Origin of the sequence: Lelliottia amnigena (genome assembly GCF_019047465.1) — a bacterium.
In the GTDB taxonomy this organism is placed as follows: domain Bacteria; phylum Pseudomonadota; class Gammaproteobacteria; order Enterobacterales; family Enterobacteriaceae; genus Enterobacter; species Enterobacter amnigenus.
The window spans coordinates 1641277-1661568 of sequence record NZ_CP077236.1 but is presented as its reverse complement, the minus strand read 5'-3'; the positions used below and the strand labels follow the sequence as shown (position 1 = coordinate 1661568).

General features: G+C 53.7%; 17 protein-coding genes. 12 read left to right on the top strand and 5 right to left on the bottom strand.

What is annotated here, in order from left to right:
- Positions 1-14 precede the first annotated feature (14 nt).
- The 3 genes from I6L74_RS07800 to ilvA are packed head-to-tail and all read left to right on the top strand — an operon-like array spanning position 15 to position 4392.
- Positions 15-944: a branched-chain amino acid transaminase gene (locus I6L74_RS07800; protein WP_059180756.1), complete on the top strand. Its 930-nt coding sequence runs from the start codon at positions 15-17 to the stop codon at positions 942-944.
- Positions 945-994: 50 nt separating this feature from the next.
- The gene (gene ilvD / locus I6L74_RS07795; protein WP_059180755.1) at positions 995-2845 is read left to right on the top strand and encodes a dihydroxy-acid dehydratase; all 1851 of its coding nucleotides are present in this window, start codon (positions 995-997) and stop codon (positions 2843-2845) included.
- A 2-nt stretch (positions 2846-2847) separates the two neighbouring features.
- Complete coding sequence (ilvA, locus tag I6L74_RS07790; protein WP_096759598.1) at positions 2848-4392, top strand: threonine ammonia-lyase, biosynthetic; 1545 nt, start codon at positions 2848-2850, stop codon at positions 4390-4392.
- On the opposite strand, the gene ilvY is transcribed toward ilvA, so the two are convergent.
- Complete coding sequence (gene ilvY / locus I6L74_RS07785; RefSeq protein ID WP_059180753.1) at positions 4389-5279, bottom strand: HTH-type transcriptional activator IlvY; 891 nt, start codon at positions 5277-5279, stop codon at positions 4389-4391. The two genes, ilvA and ilvY, sit on opposite strands and share 4 nt — an antisense overlap.
- Before the next feature lie 159 nt (positions 5280-5438).
- On the opposite strand from ilvY, the gene ilvC reads away from it, so the two are divergent.
- Entirely contained in the window at positions 5439-6914 is a 1476-nt protein-coding gene (ilvC, locus tag I6L74_RS07780; RefSeq protein WP_059180752.1) for a ketol-acid reductoisomerase, read from the top strand.
- Between the two features lie 271 nt (positions 6915-7185).
- Here ilvC and ppiC (I6L74_RS07775) read toward each other — a convergent pair whose 3' ends face one another.
- Together ppiC (I6L74_RS07775) and ppiC (I6L74_RS07770) are read right to left on the bottom strand one after the other, a co-directional pair.
- Complete coding sequence (gene ppiC / locus I6L74_RS07775) at positions 7186-7467, bottom strand: peptidylprolyl isomerase PpiC (protein ID WP_015960967.1); 282 nt, start codon at positions 7465-7467, stop codon at positions 7186-7188.
- A 51-nt stretch (positions 7468-7518) separates the two neighbouring features.
- On the bottom strand, positions 7519-7800 hold the full coding sequence (gene ppiC, locus I6L74_RS07770; RefSeq protein WP_059180751.1) for a peptidylprolyl isomerase PpiC: 282 nt from the start codon (positions 7798-7800) through the stop codon (positions 7519-7521).
- A 112-nt stretch (positions 7801-7912) separates the two neighbouring features.
- Here ppiC (I6L74_RS07770) and rep point away from each other — a divergent pair, with 112 nt between their 5' ends.
- Positions 7913-9934 (top strand): DNA helicase Rep, encoded by a 2022-nt coding sequence (gene rep, locus I6L74_RS07765; protein WP_059180750.1) that lies wholly within the window; start codon positions 7913-7915, stop codon positions 9932-9934.
- Between the two features lie 4 nt (positions 9935-9938).
- On the opposite strand, the gene gppA is transcribed toward rep, so the two are convergent.
- Together gppA and rhlB are read right to left on the bottom strand one after the other, a co-directional pair.
- The gene (gppA, locus tag I6L74_RS07760) at positions 9939-11423 is read right to left on the bottom strand and encodes a guanosine-5'-triphosphate,3'-diphosphate diphosphatase (RefSeq protein ID WP_059180760.1); all 1485 of its coding nucleotides are present in this window, start codon (positions 11421-11423) and stop codon (positions 9939-9941) included.
- 5 nt (positions 11424-11428) lie between these two features.
- Positions 11429-12694, bottom strand: a complete 1266-nt coding sequence (rhlB, locus tag I6L74_RS07755; RefSeq protein ID WP_059180749.1) for an ATP-dependent RNA helicase RhlB — start codon at positions 12692-12694, stop codon at positions 11429-11431.
- A 144-nt stretch (positions 12695-12838) separates the two neighbouring features.
- Here rhlB and trxA point away from each other — a divergent pair, with 144 nt between their 5' ends.
- The 7 genes from trxA (at position 12839) to rffC (ending at position 20288) form a co-directional block, all read left to right on the top strand.
- Complete coding sequence (gene trxA / locus I6L74_RS07750; protein WP_006179218.1) at positions 12839-13168, top strand: thioredoxin TrxA; 330 nt, start codon at positions 12839-12841, stop codon at positions 13166-13168.
- A 336-nt stretch (positions 13169-13504) separates the two neighbouring features.
- Positions 13505-14764, top strand: coding sequence for a transcription termination factor Rho (gene rho, locus I6L74_RS07745; RefSeq protein WP_059180748.1), 1260 nt, complete (start codon positions 13505-13507; stop codon positions 14762-14764).
- A gap of 240 nt (positions 14765-15004) precedes the next feature.
- Positions 15005-16108: a UDP-N-acetylglucosamine--undecaprenyl-phosphate N-acetylglucosaminephosphotransferase gene (wecA, locus tag I6L74_RS07740; RefSeq protein ID WP_059180747.1), complete on the top strand. Its 1104-nt coding sequence runs from the start codon at positions 15005-15007 to the stop codon at positions 16106-16108.
- 13 nt (positions 16109-16121) lie between these two features.
- Entirely contained in the window at positions 16122-17168 is a 1047-nt protein-coding gene (wzzE, locus tag I6L74_RS07735; RefSeq protein WP_059180746.1) for an ECA polysaccharide chain length modulation protein, read from the top strand.
- 56 nt (positions 17169-17224) lie between these two features.
- Positions 17225-18355, top strand: a complete 1131-nt coding sequence (wecB, locus tag I6L74_RS07730; RefSeq protein WP_059180745.1) for a non-hydrolyzing UDP-N-acetylglucosamine 2-epimerase — start codon at positions 17225-17227, stop codon at positions 18353-18355.
- On the top strand, positions 18352-19614 hold the full coding sequence (gene wecC, locus I6L74_RS07725; RefSeq protein WP_059180744.1) for a UDP-N-acetyl-D-mannosamine dehydrogenase: 1263 nt from the start codon (positions 18352-18354) through the stop codon (positions 19612-19614). Before wecB ends, wecC begins: the two co-directional genes overlap by 4 nt.
- Positions 19611-20288: a dTDP-4-amino-4,6-dideoxy-D-galactose acyltransferase gene (rffC, locus tag I6L74_RS07720; protein ID WP_059180743.1), complete on the top strand. Its 678-nt coding sequence runs from the start codon at positions 19611-19613 to the stop codon at positions 20286-20288. The genes wecC and rffC overlap by 4 nt, the downstream gene beginning before the upstream one ends.
- Positions 20289-20292 lie beyond the last annotated feature (4 nt).

Here is a 20292-nt window from a genome sequence, read left to right as displayed (position 1 = left end):
CAATAGGAAGAAAAATGACCACGAAGAAAGCTGATTACATTTGGTTCAACGGTGAGATGGTGCGTTGGGAAGACGCGAAGATCCATGTGATGTCCCACGCCCTGCACTACGGCACCTCCGTTTTTGAAGGTATCCGTTGCTATGACTCTCACAAAGGACCCGTGGTGTTCCGCCATCGCGAACACATGCAGCGTCTGCGTGACTCAGCCAAAATCTACCGTTTTCCTGTCTCTCAGAGCGTTGATGAATTGATGGAAGCGTGCCGCGCCGTGATTCGTCAAAACAACCTGACCAGCGCCTACATTCGTCCGCTGGTTTTTGTGGGTGATGTCGGAATGGGCGTAAACCCGCCAGACGGTTACAGCACTGACGTGATCATTGCCGCCTTCCCATGGGGTGCATATTTGGGCGCGGATGCGCTGGACCAGGGGATCGACGCCATGGTCTCTTCCTGGAATCGCGTGGCACCAAACACCATCCCGACCGCAGCGAAAGCCGGCGGCAACTACCTTTCTTCTCTGTTGGTGGGAAGCGAAGCGCGCCGCCACGGCTACCAGGAAGGTATCGCCCTGGATGTGAATGGCTACATCTCTGAAGGCGCGGGTGAAAACCTGTTTGAAGTGAAAGACGGCATTCTGTTCACGCCGCCGTTCACCTCCTCTGCACTGCCGGGGATCACGCGCGATGCCATCATCAAGCTGGCAAAAGAGTTGGATATTGAAGTGCGTGAGCAGGTTCTTTCCCGCGAATCGCTGTATCTGGCCGATGAAGTGTTCATGTCCGGAACGGCGGCAGAAATCACCCCCGTTCGCAGCGTTGACGGCATCCAGGTAGGCGAAGGCCGCTGTGGCCCGGTCACCAAACGTATTCAGCAAGCATTCTTTGGCCTCTTCACCGGTGAAACGGAAGATAAATGGGGCTGGTTGGATCAAGTTAATTCATAAGCATAATTTTGGGGCGGCACGCACCGTCCCACTAATGAGAGAGATTAAGCATGCCTAAGTATCGTTCTGCCACCACCACTCACGGCCGCAATATGGCCGGTGCCCGCGCGCTGTGGCGCGCCACCGGGATGACCGACGACGACTTCGGTAAACCGATTATCGCCGTGGTTAACTCCTTCACCCAGTTTGTGCCGGGCCATGTGCACCTGCGCGATCTCGGCAAGCTGGTCGCCGAGCAAATCGAAGCGTCCGGCGGCGTGGCGAAAGAGTTCAACACCATCGCGGTGGACGACGGTATTGCCATGGGCCACGGAGGCATGCTTTATTCCCTGCCGTCGCGCGAACTGATCGCCGACTCCGTGGAATACATGGTAAACGCCCACTGCGCCGACGCCATGGTCTGTATCTCCAACTGTGACAAAATCACCCCAGGGATGCTGATGGCGTCCTTGCGCCTGAACATTCCGGTGATCTTCGTTTCCGGCGGTCCGATGGAAGCCGGTAAAACCAAGCTCTCTGACCAGATAATCAAGCTCGATCTCGTCGATGCGATGATTCAGGGTTCGGATCCGAAAGTCTCCGATGCACAAAGCGATCAGGTGGAACGTTCCGCGTGTCCGACCTGCGGGTCCTGTTCCGGGATGTTCACCGCCAACTCCATGAACTGTCTGACTGAAGCGTTGGGTCTTTCTCAGCCAGGCAACGGTTCACTGCTGGCGACCCACGCCGATCGTGAGCAGCTGTTCCTGAATGCCGGAACGCGCATCGTTGAGCTGACCAAACGCTATTACGAGCAAGACGATGCCAGCGCGCTACCGCGCAACATCGCCAACAAAGCCGCATTTGAAAACGCCATGACGCTGGATATCGCCATGGGTGGTTCAACCAATACCGTTCTGCACCTGCTGGCGGCGGCCCAGGAAGCCGAAATCGACTTCACCATGAGTGATATCGACAAGCTCTCTCGCAAAGTGCCGCAGCTGTGTAAAGTCGCACCAAGCACGCCAAAATATCACATGGAAGATGTGCACCGTGCCGGTGGCGTTCTGGGGATTTTGGGTGAGTTGGATCGTGCCGGGCTGTTGAACCGTGAAGTGAAAAACATTCTCGGGCTGACGCTGCCGCAGTCGCTTGAGCAGTACGACATCATGCTCACCAAAGACGATGCGGTGAAAAGCATGTTCCGTGCGGGTCCAGCCGGGATTCGTACCACCAAAGCGTTCTCGCAAAACTGCCGTTGGGATACGCTGGACGATGACCGCGCCGAAGGCTGTATTCGCTCGCTGGAGCATGCTTACAGCCAGGAAGGTGGCCTGGCGGTTCTGTACGGTAACTTTGCCGAAAACGGCTGTATCGTTAAAACCGCAGGCGTAGATGACAGCATCCTGAAATTCACCGGCCCGGCGAAAGTGTACGAAAGCCAGGACGATGCCGTCGAAGCGATTCTGGGCGGAAAAGTGGTGGCGGGCGACGTGGTCGTGATTCGCTACGAAGGGCCAAAAGGCGGACCGGGCATGCAGGAAATGCTTTACCCAACCACCTTCCTGAAGTCGATGGGCCTGGGCAAAGCCTGTGCGCTGATCACCGACGGTCGTTTCTCGGGCGGCACTTCCGGACTCTCAATCGGTCACGTTTCACCGGAAGCGGCGAGCGGTGGGAATATCGCGATTATCGAAGACGGCGATCTTATCGAAATCGATATTCCAAACCGTGGCATTCAGCTCCAACTGAGCGATCAAGAAATCGCGGCTCGCCGTGAAGCGCAAGACGCTCGCGGTGATAAAGCCTGGACGCCGAAAGATCGCCAGCGTGAGGTCTCTTACGCATTGCGTGCTTACGCCACGCTTGCCACCAGTGCTGACAAAGGCGCAGTGCGCGATAAATCCAAACTTGGGGGCTAATGATGGCCGAATCACAACCCTTATCCGCCGCCCCCGATGGGGCGGAATATCTCCGGGCGGTACTGCGTGCGCCAGTCTACGAGGCGGTACAGGTCACGCCGCTGCAAAAAATGGACAAGCTGTCGTCACGTCTTGATAACGTGATTCTGGTGAAGCGCGAAGACCGTCAGCCCGTGCACAGCTTCAAGCTGCGCGGTGCTTACACGATGATGGCCGGGCTGAACGAGGAGCAAAAAGCACGCGGTGTGATCACGGCTTCTGCGGGCAACCATGCGCAGGGCGTGGCGTTTTCCGCCGCGCGCCTGGGCGTGAAAGCGCTCATCGTGATGCCTGTGGCAACAGCCGATATCAAAGTCGATGCGGTACGCGGTTTTGGCGGTGAAGTGTTATTGCACGGCGCCAACTTTGACGAAGCCAAAGCGAAAGCGATCGAGCTCGCGCAACAGCAGGGTTTTACCTGGGTACCGCCGTTTGATCATCCAATGGTCATTGCCGGTCAGGGTACGCTGGCCCTGGAACTGTTACAGCAGGATGCGCACCTTGATCGGGTATTTGTCCCGGTCGGTGGCGGCGGCCTTGCCGCAGGCGTCGCGGTGCTCATCAAGCAGTTGATGCCGCAAATCAAAGTCATCGCCGTTGAGGCGGAAGACTCAGCGTGTCTGAAAGCGGCGCTGGATGCCGGTCATCCTGTCGATCTGGCACGGGTGGGGTTGTTTGCCGAAGGCGTTGCCGTGAAGCGTATTGGCGACGAAACCTTCCGCGTGTGTCAGGAATATCTCGATGACATCATCACCGTCGACAGCGATGCCATTTGCGCGGCAATGAAAGATCTGTTCGAAGATGTTCGTGCAGTCGCGGAACCCTCCGGTGCGCTCGCGCTGGCGGGGATGAAGAAATACATCGCGCAACACAACATTCGCGGCGAACGTCTGGCGCATGTGTTGTCTGGGGCTAACGTCAATTTCCACGGCTTGCGTTACGTTTCCGAACGCTGCGAGCTGGGCGAACAGCGTGAAGCGCTTCTTGCGGTGACCATTCCGGAAGAGAAGGGCAGCTTCCTGAAATTCTGCCAACTGCTTGGCGGGCGTTCAGTCACCGAATTTAACTACCGTTTTGCCGATGCCAAAGACGCCTGTATTTTTGTCGGTGTGCGTTTGAGCCGCGGCGTTGAGGAACGGAAAGAGATTCTGAGTTTGCTGAACGAAGGCGGCTACAGCGTGGTGGATCTTTCCGACGATGAAATGGCGAAGCTGCACGTACGCTACATGGTCGGCGGACGTCCGTCTAAACCATTGCAGGAACGTTTGTTCAGTTTTGAGTTCCCGGAATCACCGGGCGCTTTACTGAAATTCCTGCATACGCTGGGAACGCACTGGAACATTTCCCTGTTCCATTATCGCAGCCACGGTACGGATTTCGGGCGCGTACTGGCCGCCTTTGAGCTGGGCGAGCACGAGCCAGATTTCGAAACGCGGCTGAACGAGTTGGGCTACGATTGTCATGACGAAACTCATAACCCGGCGTTCAGGTTCTTCCTGGCGGGCTAGTGGTTCGGCAAAATCTGCCAAAAAGCGTCAATAAGCGGCTCATGCAGCCGCTTTTTTTGTGCGCACACGCCAAGTTCAAACGGTGTTTTCTCATCGCTACGCTCCAGAATCATCACGCGATTACGCACCGGCTCCGGGCTGTTTTCCAGCACCACTTCCGGGAGCAGCGCCACGCCGCATCCGAGCGCCACCATCGACACCATCGCTTCGTGACCGCCTACCGTGGCGTAAATGGACGGATTGCTGATTTTCTGGCGACGGAACCACAGCTCAATGCGGCGGCGCACGGGACCCTGATCGGCCATGATAAACGGCACCGTTGACCAGTCAGGATCTTCCACCGAGATCTGATTACGCACCGGGCAGGGCAGTGCTGGAGCAATTAGCACTACCGCCAGATTTTCCAGCATCGAGAACGCCACCGCGCCCGGCAACGTTTCCGGTTTACCGGCAATCGCCAGATCCGCTTCACCCGTCACCACTTTTTCCATCGCGTCTGCCGCATCGCCGGTGGTGAGCTTTATTTCAACTGACGGATGCTCTGCGCGGAAGCGGTCAAGGATGGGCGGTAAATGGCTGTAGGCTGCCGTCACGGAACAAAAAATATGAAGTTCACCCGAGAGCGATGGACCTTGCTGATCGAGGGTGTGGCGCAACTGCTGATATTGCAAAAGCGTTTGCTGGGCGAAAACGCGCAACTCTTCTCCCGCTTCCGTCAGCGTGACGGTGCGGTTATCGCGGACAAACAGCGCCTGACCGAGATCCTCTTCGAGGCGCTGGATCTGCCGGGAAAGCGTGGAGGGACTGACGTGCATCGCCCGTGCGCTGCGGCCAAAATGGCGGCTTTCCGCCAGATGCAGAAAGGTTTTGAGATCGCGTAAATCCACAGGCCGCACTCCACGATTTTACGTTGCAGAAATTGCAACGTGACGTTGTGAATATATCAATTTCCGCAATAAATTTCCTGTCATATAGTAAGTTCATTCTCGCATAAGCGAAGTACACCGAATAATAAGCACCACAACACAACATCACGAGGTTCCACCATGGCTAACTACTTCAACACACTGAATCTGCGTCAGCAGCTGGCGCAGCTGGGCAAATGCCGCTTCATGGCGCGCGACGAATTTGCCGATGGCGCAAGCTACCTTCAGGGTAAAAAAGTGGTCATCGTCGGCTGTGGCGCACAGGGTCTGAACCAGGGCCTGAACATGCGTGACTCCGGTCTGGATATCTCTTACGCCCTGCGTAAAGAAGCGATTGCTGAAAAGCGCGCATCATGGCGTAAAGCGACCGAAAACGGCTTTAAAGTGGGCACCTACGAAGAGCTGATCCCGCAGGCGGATCTGGTGGTTAACCTGACGCCAGACAAACAGCACTCTGACGTTGTGCGTTCCGTTCAGCCGCTAATGAAAGACGGCGCTGCGCTGGGTTACTCTCACGGTTTCAACATCGTTGAAGTGGGCGAGCAAATTCGTAAAGACATCACCGTGGTGATGGTTGCGCCGAAGTGCCCTGGCACCGAAGTGCGTGAAGAATACAAACGTGGATTCGGTGTTCCGACGCTGATCGCCGTTCACCCGGAAAACGATCCAAAAGGCGAAGGCATGGCGATTGCCAAAGCCTGGGCAGCTGCAACCGGTGGTCACCGCGCGGGCGTTCTGGAATCCTCTTTCGTGGCAGAAGTAAAATCTGACCTGATGGGTGAGCAGACCATTCTCTGCGGCATGCTGCAGGCCGGTTCTCTGCTGTGCTTCGACAAGCTGGTGGAAGAAGGTACCGATCCGGCGTATGCCGAAAAACTGATTCAGTTCGGCTGGGAAACCATCACCGAAGCGCTGAAGCAGGGCGGTATTACGCTGATGATGGACCGTCTGTCTAATCCAGCAAAACTGCGCGCTTACGCGCTGTCAGAGCAGTTGAAAGAGATTATGGCTCCGCTGTTCCAGAAACACATGGACGATATCATCTCCGGTGAATTCTCCTCCGGTATGATGGCTGACTGGGCGAATGACGATAAAAACCTGCTGACCTGGCGTGAAGAGACCGGCAAAACCGCGTTCGAAACCGCTGCGCAGTTTGACGGTAAAATCAGCGAGCAAGAGTACTTCGATAAAGGCGTTCTGATGATCGCGATGGTGAAAGCGGGCGTTGAGCTGGCATTCGAAACCATGGTTGATTCCGGCATCATCGAAGAGTCTGCTTACTACGAGTCACTGCACGAGCTGCCGCTGATTGCGAACACCATCGCCCGTAAGCGTCTGTATGAAATGAACGTGGTTATCTCAGATACCGCCGAGTACGGTAACTATCTGTTCTCTTATGCCTGCGTACCGCTGCTGAAAGAGTTCATGACGACCCTGCAGACAGGCGACCTGGGTAAAGCGGTTGCTGAAGGCGCGGTAGACAACGCTCAGCTGCGTGACGTGAACGAAGCGATCCGCAGCCATGCGATCGAAAGCGTAGGTCATACGCTGCGCGGTTATATGAAAGATATGAAGCGTATTGCTGTCGCTGGCTGATTCCCCGTCGTCCTTCGATCTGCAGATGGGTTGGTAGCATTCGCACAGTCCAGTCACAGAGTTATTTATGCTCCTGGCCTGTGCGCATTTGCCGCCTTCCTGCAAATCGAAATCCTGAGGGGAATACCTTCGCGTCCAGGCCCGGTAAGGCGTAGCCGCTACCGGGCTTTTTGCTTTGCGAGGATAGGGCGGCCTGGTGCCCTCACCCCAGCCCTCTCCCACGGGAGAGGGTACAAATACAAAAAGCCTTCTCTAAGAGAAGGCTTTGCTATTAATTCCGATAAAGCACTTTAATGATGTGGTAACCGAACTGCGTGTGCAGTGGGCCAGTTGGCTCCAGCACCGGGCAGGAAAACACCACTTTATCGAACGCCGGAACCATCTGGCCCTGACGGAATTCACCCAGATGGCCGCCTTTTTTACCGGATGGGCAGGTAGAGTGTTTCTTCGCCAGCTTCTCGAAGTCTGCGCCGTTTTTGATTTGCTCCAGAAGATCTAAAGCCAGTTTTTCTTCTTTAACAAGGATATGCAGTGCTGCCGCTGTTTTTGCCATGATCGTGCCTTAATTGGGTTGAGAGACATCAGGGCGCGATTTTAGCATGCGTTAGCGGCGATACAGCACCTTAATGATATGGTAGCCAAACTTGGTTTTTACGGGACCGTAGGGCTTCAAAAGCGGGCAGCTAAAGACCGCCTGGTCAAAAGGCCCAACCATGGCCCCCTGCTTAAACTCGCCTAACTCACCGCCATTGCGCCCCGACGGACAGCGAGAATAGCGCTTTGCCAGATGGTCGAAGCTAATACCCCGCTCCAGTTTTTTCAGGATCTCTTGCGCAAGTGTCTCTTCTTTTACCAGAATGTGCAGGGCCGCGGCGGTCTTGTTCATTGTTTTGCTTCCGGAATAAAACAGGGTCGAATCACTTTATCATTAGCCGGTAAATCTGCGCCCGGCTTTCTGCTACAATCCACAACCCGTTCGAAGATTGAGCAACTTTCCCATGCGTTTAAACCCTGGACAACAACAAGCGGTCGAATTTGTAACTGGACCCTGCCTGGTGCTGGCGGGGGCCGGTTCAGGAAAGACACGCGTTATCACCAATAAGATTGCCCACCTTATTCGTGGCTGCGGCTATCAGGCACGACATATTGCGGCCGTGACGTTTACAAACAAAGCCGCGCGCGAGATGAAAGAGCGCGTCGGGCAAACGCTGGGACGCAAAGAAGCACGTGGCCTGATGATCTCGACGTTCCACACGCTGGGCCTGGATATCATCAAGCGCGAATATGCCGCGTTGGGGATGAAATCGAATTTCTCATTATTTGACGATACCGATCAGGTGGCGTTGCTCAAAGAGCTGACCGAAGGGCGGATCGAAGACGACAAGCTGATCCTCCAGCAGCTGATCTCGACGATCTCAAACTGGAAAAACGATCTGATGACGCCCGCTCAGGCCGCCGCGAGTGCTAAAGGCGAGCGCGACCGGATCTTTGCGCACTGCTACAGCCTGTACGATGACCATCTTAAAGCCTGTAATGTTCTCGATTTTGACGATTTGATTCTGCTGCCGACGCTGCTTTTACAGCGTAATGAAGAGGTGCGGGAGCGCTGGCAAAACAAGATTCGTTATCTGCTGGTGGATGAATATCAGGACACCAACACCAGCCAGTATGAACTGGTGAAATTGCTGGTGGGACAGCGCGCGCGCTTCACCGTGGTTGGTGATGACGACCAGTCGATTTATTCCTGGCGTGGCGCTCGCCCGCAAAACCTGGTACTGCTGAGCCAAGATTTTCCGGCATTACAGGTGGTTAAGCTGGAGCAGAATTACCGCTCTTCAGGACGGATCCTGAAGGCGGCAAATATCCTGATCGCCAATAATCCCCACGTTTTTGAAAAGCGCCTTTTCTCCGAACTGGGATACGGCACGGAACTCAAAGTGCTTAGCGCAAATAACGAAGAGCATGAGGCTGAACGCGTGGCGGGTGAGCTGATTGCCCATCACTTCGTCAATAAAACGGCGTACAAAGACTATGCGATCCTTTACCGCGGCAACCACCAGTCGCGGGTGTTTGAAAAGATGCTGATGCAAAACCGCATCCCGTACAAAATCTCGGGCGGCACATCGTTTTTCTCTCGTCCAGAGATTAAAGATCTCCTCGCTTATCTGCGCGTGCTCACCAATCCGGATGACGACAGTGCGTTCTTGCGTATCGTGAATACACCGAAGCGTGAAATTGGTCCGGCGACGCTGCAAAAGCTGGGTGAGTGGGCGATGACGCGCAACAAAAGCATGTTCACCGCGAGCTTTGATATGGGTCTTAGCCAGTCGCTGACCGGGCGCGGTTATGAATCGCTGACTCGCTTTACCCAGTGGCTGGGTGAAATCCAGCGTCTCGCCGAGCGTGAACCGGTCTCCGCGGTGCGCGATTTGATTCACGGCATCAACTATGAATCCTGGCTGTATGAGACGTCCGCGAGCCCGAAAGCGGCGGAAATGCGCATGAAAAACGTCAACCAGCTCTTTACGTGGATGACCGAAATGCTGGAAGGCTCCGAAATTGATGAGCCCATGACGCTGACCCAGGTCGTCACCCGATTTACCCTGCGCGATATGATGGAGCGTGGGGAGAGTGATGAAGAGACGGATCAGGTTCAGTTGATGACGCTGCATGCGTCCAAAGGGCTGGAATTTCCGTATGTCTATTTAATCGGGATGGAAGAGGGTTTACTGCCGCATCAGAGCAGCATTGACGAAGATAACGTCGATGAAGAGCGGCGACTGGCGTACGTAGGAATCACCCGTGCCCAAAAAGAGCTGACATTTACGCTCTGTAAAGAGCGCCGTCAATATGGCGAAATGGTGCGTCCGGAACCGAGCCGATTCCTGCTGGAGTTACCTCAGGACGATTTGCAGTGGGAACAAGAACGCAAAGTGATTACAGCGGAAGAAAGGATGCATAAAGGTCAGGCAAACGTGGCGAATATCCGTGCGATGCTGGCAAAAGCGAAAGAGAAATAGCCCGCTATTTCACGTCTAAAGCCCAGTGGACATAACTTTGCCACTGGCATTCCTGCTCCACCATTTCTGCACCAAGCGGATGATTAGCTAACCAATCTTCTGGAAGCGTGATCGTCAGGCTTTCACCTTCGGCCTCAAGTGTGATCGCAGGCAGCAAATCATCGCGGCGGCGGCTGGCAAACAAAATCGCCAGACGCAGCAGTCGACAGAGATGTTCGGCAACGCGCGGTGGCACGGCATTTTGCTGATGCAAAGAGGAGAGATCGACCGTATTCGTTTGGTTGAGGAGCAACGTGGCGAGAAGTTTTTTCTGCGCCGGGGTAAACCCAGGCAGATCAAGATTTCGTACCAGATAGGCGGCATGAACAGGCGCCTGCCTGAAATCAATGCTCAGGCCCATTTCATGCAGCGCACAGGCGCTGATGAGCAAATCCCGGCTTAATGGCTCAAGAGCCCACGTTGTTGCGAGTTGATTCGCGAAGCTGGAAGCCAGCTGTGCAACGCGCTGTGCCTGTTCCGTATCAACAATAAAGCGGCGCTGGACATTGCGCAGCGTACGGCTGCGAATATCCTGTTCAACCGCCAAATGCAACATACCGTAAACCAGCCCTTCGCGCAGCGCACCGCCCGCAAGCGTCATACAGTGAATGTTCAACTCGGAGAAAATGGCGATCAGAATTGCCAGGCCGCTTGGGAAAACCAGCGCGCGCTCGAGCGTTAGCCCTTCAATTTCCAGCTCTTCAAGGCGACCACACTGGATAGCGCGCTGTTTGAGCTGTTGCAGTTTGGCAAGCGTAATTCGCTCGTCCATGCCCTGCGCCATCATGATTTCTTGCAGTGCCTGAACCGTACCCGACGCTCCGACGCACACTTTCCAGCCGTGATAACGCAGTTTGTCCATGACCGGGCGCAGCACTTCACGCGCGGCATTTTCAGCCTCGTCGAAATTTTCCTGGCCAAGATTGCGATCGGTAAAATAGCGTTCGAGCCAGGTTACGCATCCCATCGACAGGCTAAACAGCGACGTGGCCTGCGCACCGGTACCGGTGACCAGTTCCGTACTTGCACCACCAATATCCACAACCAGCCGACGATCGTCGCCGCCGGTGGTATGGGCAACGCCCTGGTAAATCAGACGCGCTTCTTCTTCGCCGCTGATCACCTGTACCGGACAGCCCAGAATTTCCTGCGCTTTAGCAATAAAATCAACGGAGTTGACCGCCAGGCGTAGGGTAGCTGTCGCGACAACGCGGATTTGATTGTGCGGGATGTCCTGCAGGCGTTCTGCGAAGAGACGCAGGCATTGCCAGCCGCGTTCCATCGCTTCGGGAGAAAGGTGATTATCTTGACTCAGGCCCGCCGCGAGACGGACCTTGCGCTTAATACGTGTCAGGGTTTGAATGCTCCCCGCCACCTCGCGTACTACCAGCATATGAAAACTATTCGAACCTAAATCAATAGCGGCGTAGAGCGAGGAACCGGTGATCATCATTTTTAGCCCGGACGACGACGATTGCGCGGCGCACCAGTACGACGCGGACCATTGCCGGAACGTGCACGCGTCAGGCGTTTCGGCGGTGGCAGTTCGCTCAGCAACGCGTCTGGATTGTACTTGCTCTGCGGAACAGAGTGACCGATATAGGTCTCAATTGCGGTAAGGTTCAGCGCGTACTCTTCACAGGCCAGGCTGATAGAGTGACCGCTTGCGCCAGCACGACCGGTACGACCGATACGGTGAACGTAATCTTCGCAATCGTCAGGGAGATCGTAGTTAAAGACGTGCGTGACGGCTGGGATGTGCAGGCCGCGCGCGGCAACGTCAGTCGCAACCAGAATATCCAGATCGCCACGGGTGAAATCTTCAAGAATACGCAGACGTTTTTTCTGCGCGACGTCGCCCGTCAGCAGGCCCACGCGATGTCCATCCGCAGCCAAATGGCCCCAGATATCTTCACAGCGGTGTTTGGTGTTCGCAAAAATAATGGCGCGATCTGGCCACTCTTCTTCGATAAGGGTCTGCAGAAGACGCATTTTCTCTTCGTTCGAAGGATAGAAAAGCTCTTCTTTAATACGGTGGCCCGTTTTCTGTTCCGGCTCAACTTCAACGTATTCGGCGTTGTTCATTTGTTCGAACGCCAGTTCACGCACACGATAAGAGAGGGTGGCAGAGAAAAGCATATTCAGGCGCTGCGGCGTTGGCGGCATGCGACGGAACAACCAGCGGATATCTTTAATGAAGCCCAGATCGTACATACGGTCTGCTTCGTCGAGTACCACAACCTGGATCGCACCGAGGTTAATGTGGTTTTGCTTGGCGTAATCGATAAGACGGCCAGTGGTGCCGATCAGAATATCAACACCGCTTTCTAATACTTTCAGCTGTTTATCGTAACCATCGCCGCCATAAGCCAGACCCAGCTTTAAGCCAGTGGTCTGCGCCAGGGGTTCTGCGTCAGCATGGATCTGAACCGCTAGTTCTCGCGTTGGGGCCATAATCAGCGCACGCGGTTGGTTAACTTTTCGGTCAGCCATTGCCGGGTTTGAGAGTAAATAATGGAACGTTGACGTTAAAAACGCCATCGTTTTGCCAGTACCGGTTTGCGCCTGCCCTGCAACATCGCGACCCGCCAGCGTGAGCGGCAGGGCGAGGGCTTGAATGGGCGTGCAGTTATGGAAGCCTTTATTTTCAAGGGCTTCGATGACTTTTGCATGCAGGGCGAAGTCGGAAAACTTCTGTTCTGTTAAATGTGTTTTGCTCATAGTGTGGTAGAATATCAGCTTACTATTGCTTTACGAAAGCGTATCCGGTGAAATAAAGTCAACCTTTAGTTGGTTAATGCTACATCAACACGTCGTTGATTAATCCTACACCAACACGCCAGGCTTATTCCTGTGGAGTTATATATGAGCGATAAAATTATTCACCTGACTGACGATAGTTTTGACACGGACGTACTTAAAGCTGACGGGCTGATCCTCGTCGATTTCTGGGCTGAATGGTGTGGTCCTTGCAAAATGATTGCTCCGATTCTGGATGAAATCGCTGACGAGTATCAGGGCAAACTGACGGTTGCCAAACTGAATATCGACCAGAACCCAGGCACCGCGCCGAAATACGGCATTCGTGGCATCCCGACACTGCTGCTGTTCAAAAACGGCGAAGTGGCTGCTACCAAAGTGGGCGCACTGTCCAAAGGTCAGTTGAAAGAGTTCCTGGACGCGAATCTGGCGTAAGGTCTCTCGGCTCGTGGCGTCTGGAATTCCGAATTGATTCGGATCTCTGGACGCCCGGCTTTAGTCGTGCTAAGTTACTTATGACTTCGATTTAAACATACCTTGTCGTTCTTGTTTTACCCGATGCTTCCCATTGTTAACACTCACAGTGCGTGAAGTTGCTAGATTCCGGGCTTGTCACTCAATCCGTCTTGTCGTTTCAGATCTGCGTTCTTTCCCTGTAACCAGACAGCGAACAGACATGAGTTGATGGCCGCAAACAGGCATGGATGACCCTTCCATACCATTCACAAATTAAGTTCGAGATTTACCCCGAGTTTAAGAACCCACACCATTATGAATCTTACCGAATTAAAGAATACGCCGGTTTCTGAGCTGATTACTCTCGGCGAAAACATGGGCCTTGAAAACCAGGCTCGTATGCGCAAGCAGGACATTATTTTTGCCATCCTGAAGCAGCATGCTAAGAGTGGCGAAGATATCTTTGGCGACGGTGTACTGGAGATATTGCAAGACGGATTTGGTTTCCTCCGTTCTGGAGACAGTTCCTACCTCGCCGGTCCTGATGACATCTACGTATCCCCTAGCCAAATCCGCCGTTTCAACCTCCGTACTGGTGACACCATTTCAGGTAAGATTCGTCCTCCTAAAGAGGGTGAACGCTACTTTGCGCTGTTGAAAGTTAACGAAGTTAACTACGATAAACCTGAAAACTCGCGCAATAAGATCCTGTTTGAAAACTTAACGCCGCTGCACGCGAACTCTCGCCTGCGCATGGAGCGTGGTAACGGTTCTACCGAAGACCTGACGGCTCGCGTTCTGGATCTGGCTTCTCCGATTGGTCGTGGTCAGCGTGGTCTGATCGTGGCACCTCCGAAAGCAGGTAAGACCATGCTGCTGCAGAACATCGCGCAGAGCATTGCTTACAACCATCCTGATTGTGTACTGATGGTGCTGCTGATCGATGAGCGTCCAGAAGAAGTGACGGAGATGCAGCGTTTGGTTAAAGGTGAAGTGATTGCTTCTACCTTTGATGAGCCAGCGTCTCGCCACGTTCAGGTTGCTGAAATGGTTATCGAGAAAGCGAAGCGTCTGGTCGAACACAAGAAAGACGTTATTATCCTGCTCGACTCCATCACTCGTCTGGCGCGTGCGTACAACACCGTGGTTCCGGCTTCCGGTAAAGTACTGACCGGTGGTGTGGATGCGAACGCATTACACCGTCCGAAGCGTTTCTTTGGTGCCGCGCGTAACGTTGAAGAGGGCGGAAGCCTGACGATTATCGCGACAGCTCTGGTTGATACCGGCTCTAAAATGGATGAAGTTATCTACGAAGAGTTTAAAGGTACCGGCAACATGGAGCTGCACCTGGCGCGTAAAATTGCTGAGAAGCGCGTCTTCCCGGCGATTGATTACAACCGTTCAGGTACGCGTAAAGAAGAGCTGCTCACGACTCAGGAAGAGCTGCAGAAAATGTGGATCCTGCGTAAGATCATTCACCCGATGGGCGAAATCGACGCAATGGAGTTCCTCATCAATAAGCTGGCAATGACCAAGACCAACGATGAATTCTTCGACATGATGAAACGCTCGTAAAACAAATAAACCCAGCAAACGCCACGTTTTTACGTGGCGTTTTCTTTTTTTGGACTATACGCTATAACCGCAGACTCCCATTTTTGACCTGCCAATGCGACAATCAGAATGTTTGTAACGTCAAAGATTAATTGATTGAAAAACATACAAAGGGAGTGGTAAGAGGCCAGCTTTAATCCTTCGGGAGCGGTGGCTTCATGGTTATACTTCCAGAACTAACATTTGTTGAGAGCAAGCATTGTGAATCTACTCACAGCGGTTACTGAGCTAATCAGTATTTTTTTATTCACAACCTGTTTTTTATTTTTCGCCCGCAAAGTGGCAAAAAGAATAGGGTTGGTGGACAAGCCCAATTATCGTAAACGTCATCAAGGTTTGATCCCATTGGTTGGCGGGATCTCCGTTTACGCAGGCATTTGCTTCACGTTCGGTATCGCAGATTATTATATTCCTCACGCGGCGCTCTATCTGGCCTGCGCGGGTGTTCTGGTGTTAGTAGGTGCTCTCGATGACCGATTTGATATCAGCGTAAAATTCCGTGCATCCGTTCAGGCTGCCATCGGTATCATTATGATGGTTGTCGGCAAACTGTATCTCAGCAGTCTCGGCTATATTTTTGGTACCTGGGAAATGGTTCTCGGGCCGTTCGGTTTCTTCCTGACGCTATTCGCCGTTTGGGCAGCAATCAATGCCTTTAATATGGTTGATGGGATTGATGGTTTGCTCGGCGGGTTGTCATCCGTTTCGTTTGCCGCTATCGGCATTATTTTATGGTTTGATGGCCAGTACAGCCTGTCGATGTGGTGTTTCGCCATGATCGCCGCCATCCTGCCTTACATCCTGTTAAATCTGGGTGTGTTGGGCCGTCGCTATAAAGTCTTTATGGGTGATGCGGGCAGTACGCTGATTGGTTTTACCGTTATCTGGATTTTGTTAGAAACCACGCAGGGTAAAACGCACCCTATCAGCCCGGTAACGGCGCTGTGGATTATTGCTATCCCCCTGATGGATATGGTCGCGATCATGTACCGTCGACTGCGCAAAGGGATGAGTCCTTTTTCTCCAGACCGCCAGCATATTCATCATCTGATCATGCGTGCGGGCTTTACGTCACGTCAGGCATTTGTGTTGATCACCCTGGCCGCCGCGCTTCTGGCGGGCATTGGCGTGGCTGCAGAATATGCGCATTTTATTCCTGAATGGGTAATGTTGGTATTATTCTTGCTAGCATTCTTCCTGTACGGATACTGTATTAAACGCGCATGGAAAGTCGCGCGCTTTATCAAACGTATAAAACGCCGGATGCGTAAAAACAGTGGTAAAAATCCAACACTAACTAAGTAAAACCGGGATTGTGATGACTCAACCGTTGGCAGGATCGAAATCAGTAGTAACTGAGAATGAACTGGATATTCGTGGTTTATTTCGTGTTTTGTGGGCGGGCAAGCTGTGGATTGCAGGCATTGCACTGGGGTTCGCACTGCTCGCGCTGGCATATACCTTTTTTGCAAAACAAGAATGGAGTGCGACAGCGATTACTGACCGACCAACGGTGAATATGCTGGGAGGGTTTTACTCCCAGCAGCAATTCCTGCGCAATCTCGACATCAAGGCAAGCCTCGCGTCGACCGACCAACCCTCGGTGATGGATGAGTCTTACAAAGAGTTCATCATGCAGCTAGCTTCCTGGGATACCCGTCGCGATTTCTGGTCCCAGACGGATTACTACAAGCAGCGCATGGTGGGTAACAGCAAAGCAGATGCCGCGCTTCTTGATGATTTGATTAATAACATCCAGTTTATGCCTGGCGATGTTATGCGAAATATCAACGATAACGTGAAGCTGATCGCTGAAACCGCGCCAGATGCCAACAATCTGCTGCGTCAGTACGTTGCTTTTGCCAGCCAACGGGCGGCCAGTCATCTGAACGATGAGCTCAAAGGTGCCTGGGCTGCGCGGACAATCCAGATGAAAGCGCAGGTGAAGCGTCAGGAAGAAGTGGCTAAAACGATTTTCTCCCGTCGTGTACACAACATCGAACAGGCTCTGAAAATTGCCGAACAGCGCAATATTTCTCGCAGTGAAACCGATGTTCCCGCCGACGAATTACCTGATTCAGAGATGTTCCTGCTTGGGCGCCCGATGCTTCAGGCTCGCCTGGAGAATTTGCAGGCCGTTGGGCCAGATTTTGACCTCGATTACGATCAAAACCGCGCCATGCTGAACACCCTGAATGTGGGGCCTACGCTCGACCCACGTTTTCAGACCTATCGTTATTTGCGAACGCCTGAAGAACCTGTAAAACGCGATAGTCCGCGTCGCGCATTCCTGATGATTATGTGGGGTATTGTGGGCGCGCTGATTGGCGCTGGGGTGGCACTCACGCGTCGTCGCACAATTTAAGAACGCCGTCTACGATGAAGGCTTCGGCCTTCATCGCCTAATCGAAGAGAATCGATGTGAAAGTACTTACCGTATTTGGCACAAGGCCGGAAGCCATCAAGATGGCACCGCTGGTCCATGCGTTGGCAAATGATCCCTGGTTTGAGGCGAAAGTTTGCGTCACTGCGCAGCATCGGGAGATGCTTGATCAGGTCTTAAATCTCTTTTCTATTGTCCCGGATTACGATCTTAATATTATGAAACCGGGACAAGGATTGACCGAAATTACCTGCCGCATTCTGGAAGGGTTAAAACCCATTCTGGAATCATTTAAGCCAGACGTCGTTCTGGTTCATGGTGATACCACCACCACCATCGCAACGAGCCTGGCGGCTTTTTATCAGCGTATCCCTGTTGGGCACGTCGAAGCCGGTTTACGCACGGGTGATCTCTATTCTCCGTGGCCAGAAGAAGCGAACCGTACTCTGACCGGGCATCTTGCGATGTACCACTTTGCGCCAACTGAAAACTCCCGGCAGAACCTGCTGCGCGAAAACATTGCCGATAACAAAATTTTCGTCACCGGGAACACAGTGATTGACGCGCTGATTTGGGTTCGCGATCGCGTTCTGGCCAGCGACACACTGCGCGCAGAGCTATCCGATCGTTATCCTTTCCTCTCAACTGGCAAAAAAATGATTCTGGTGACGGGCCATCGCCGCGAGAGCTTTGGCCGTGGGTTTGAGCAAATCTGCCACGCGCTGGCGGAAATCGCCGCGCAGAACAGCGATGTGCAGATCGTTTATCCAGTGCACCTGAACCCTAACGTCAGCGAGCCGGTCAACCGCATTCTGGGCCATATCGAGAATGTCATTTTGATTGAGCCGCAGGATTACCTGCCGTTCGTCTGGTTGATGAATCACGCCTGGTTAATTTTGACCGATTCCGGTGGCATTCAGGAAGAGGCCCCCTCGCTGGGTAAACCGGTGCTGGTGATGCGCGAAACCACTGAACGACCGGAGGCGGTGAAAGCCGGAACCGTGCGGCTGGTGGGGACAGACATGAAACGTATCGTGGACGAGGTGACGAACCTGCTGCGCGACGAAAAAGAGTACCAGGCCATGAGCCACGCCCATAATCCTTATGGTGACGGGCAGGCCTGCAGCCGTATTTTGCATGCACTTAAACACAATCGGGTATCGCTATGAGTTTTACAACCATCTCTGTCATAGGTCTTGGCTACATTGGACTGCCTACTGCGGCAGCCTTTGCATCGCGTCAAAAGCAGGTTGTCGGAGTGGATATCAACCAGCACGCGGTTGATACCATCAACCGGGGTGAAATTCATATTGTCGAGCCCGATCTCGACAGAGTGGTGAAAACCGCGGTTGAAGGCGGTTTTTTGAAAGCAACGACCGCGCCCGTTGAAGCGGATGCCTATCTGATTGCCGTTCCAACGCCGTTTAAGGGCGATCATGAGCCGGATATGGTGTACGTCGAAGCGGCGGCAAAATCCATTGCACCCGTGCTCAAGAAAGGCGCGCTGGTGATTCTGGAGTCAACGTCACCCGTTGGGGCGACGGAGCAAATGGCCCAGTGGCTGGCAGAGGCTCGCCCGGATTTAACGTTCCCGCAGCAAGCGGGTGAACAGGCGGATATTAATATCGCCTATTGTCCGGAACGTGTGCTGCCAGGTCAGGTGATGGTTGAGCTTTTCAAAAATGACCGCGTGATTGGCGGGATGACTCCCGTCTGTTCAACGCGTGCCAGCGAGCTTTATAACATCTTCCTTGAAGGCGAGTGTGTGGTCACTAACTCCCGCACGGCTGAAATGTGCAAGCTGACGGAAAACAGCTTCCGTGATGTCAACATCGCGTTCGCCAATGAACTGTCGCTGATTTGCGCCGATCAGGGGATTAACGTCTGGGAACTTATCCGTCTGGCGAATCGCCATCCTCGCGTCAATATTCTTCAGCCCGGCCCAGGTGTCGGCGGCCACTGTATCGCGGTTGACCCGTGGTTCATCGTGGCGCAAAACCCTGACCAGGCGCGTCTGATCCGCACCGCGCGTGAAGTAAACGACGGCAAACCGCATTGGGTTATGAATCAGGTTAAAGCGACGGTGGCAGATTTTCTCGCTGACAGCGGCAAACGCGCCAACGACGTAAAAATTGCCTGCTTTGGCCTGGCGTTCAAGCCAAACATCGACGATCTCCGCGAAAGTCCGGCGATGGGGATTGCTGAGATGATTGCGACCTGGCATACGGGGGAAACGCAGGTTGTTGAGCCTAATATTCACACGTTGCCGAAGAAACTGGCCGGAACGTGCCAGCTCGTGACGTTAGACGACGCGCTGAAAACCGCCGATGTCCTGGTTCTGCTGGTCGATCACAAAGAATTTAAAGCGATCGGCGGCGATGCCGTGCGTCAGAACCATATTGTCGACACCAAAGGGGTGTGGCGTTGAGTCAACTGCACGGCGTGCTTGAGCCGCTCGAATGGGAAAGCCAGTTTTTTGGCCTCTCTTCGGCGGTTGTGCGCTTTCGCGATAACGCACCGGCACTTACGGCGGCGGATTTCGCGCCATGGCAGCGCGTGCAGGCAAAAATTCCTGCCGCCGATGCCGACTGCCTCGATGCACTTCAGCAGGTGGGATTCCAGCTTGTGGAAGGTGAAGTTGACCTGAAAATGGCGATCACTCATTCGGCACCGTCTGATGCTGAGAGGGCAGCGGAGCAGGATATTCCTGCGTTGCGCCAGATGGCTGCGCTTGCTTTTGCGCAAAGTCGTTTCCGTGCACCGTGGTATGCGGCGGATGACAGTGGCCGCTTTTACGCCCAGTGGATCGAAAACGCGGTAAAAGGCACGTTTGATCATGAATGCCTGGTCTTTCGCGCAACAAACGGTGAGATTCAGGCGTTTGTTTCCCTGCGACAACTGAATGACAGCGAAGCGCGCATTGGCCTGCTCGCTGGACGCGGCATGGGTGACAAATTAATGCACGCTGCCGCTCACTGGGCGGCAGCGCGTCAGCTATCAACTTTGCGGGTGGCGACCCAGATGGGCAACACCGCCGCGCTTAAACGTTATATTGCGAGTGGTGCCAACGTTGACACAACCGCTTACTGGCTTTACAGGTGACCTG

What these genes read in the sequence shown, in the direction of transcription:
- I6L74_RS07800 (WP_059180756.1), top strand. Translation starts at nt 15, where the DNA reads ATGACCACGAAGAAAGCTGATTACATTTGGTTCAACGGTGAGATGGTG.
- ilvD (WP_059180755.1), top strand. Translation starts at nt 995, where the DNA reads ATGCCTAAGTATCGTTCTGCCACCACCACTCACGGCCGCAATATGGCC.
- ilvA (WP_096759598.1), top strand. Translation starts at nt 2,848, where the DNA reads ATGGCCGAATCACAACCCTTATCCGCCGCCCCCGATGGGGCGGAATAT.
- ilvC (WP_059180752.1), top strand. Translation starts at nt 5,439, where the DNA reads ATGGCTAACTACTTCAACACACTGAATCTGCGTCAGCAGCTGGCGCAG.
- ppiC (WP_015960967.1), bottom strand. Translation starts at nt 7,467, where the DNA reads ATGGCAAAAACAGCGGCAGCACTGCATATCCTTGTTAAAGAAGAAAAA.
- ppiC (WP_059180751.1), bottom strand. Translation starts at nt 7,800, where the DNA reads ATGAACAAGACCGCCGCGGCCCTGCACATTCTGGTAAAAGAAGAGACA.
- rep (WP_059180750.1), top strand. Translation starts at nt 7,913, where the DNA reads ATGCGTTTAAACCCTGGACAACAACAAGCGGTCGAATTTGTAACTGGA.
- gppA (WP_059180760.1), bottom strand. Translation starts at nt 11,423, where the DNA reads ATGATCACCGGTTCCTCGCTCTACGCCGCTATTGATTTAGGTTCGAAT.
- rhlB (WP_059180749.1), bottom strand. Translation starts at nt 12,694, where the DNA reads ATGAGCAAAACACATTTAACAGAACAGAAGTTTTCCGACTTCGCCCTG.
- trxA (WP_006179218.1), top strand. Translation starts at nt 12,839, where the DNA reads ATGAGCGATAAAATTATTCACCTGACTGACGATAGTTTTGACACGGAC.
- rho (WP_059180748.1), top strand. Translation starts at nt 13,505, where the DNA reads ATGAATCTTACCGAATTAAAGAATACGCCGGTTTCTGAGCTGATTACT.
- wzzE (WP_059180746.1), top strand. Translation starts at nt 16,122, where the DNA reads ATGACTCAACCGTTGGCAGGATCGAAATCAGTAGTAACTGAGAATGAA.
- wecC (WP_059180744.1), top strand. Translation starts at nt 18,352, where the DNA reads ATGAGTTTTACAACCATCTCTGTCATAGGTCTTGGCTACATTGGACTG.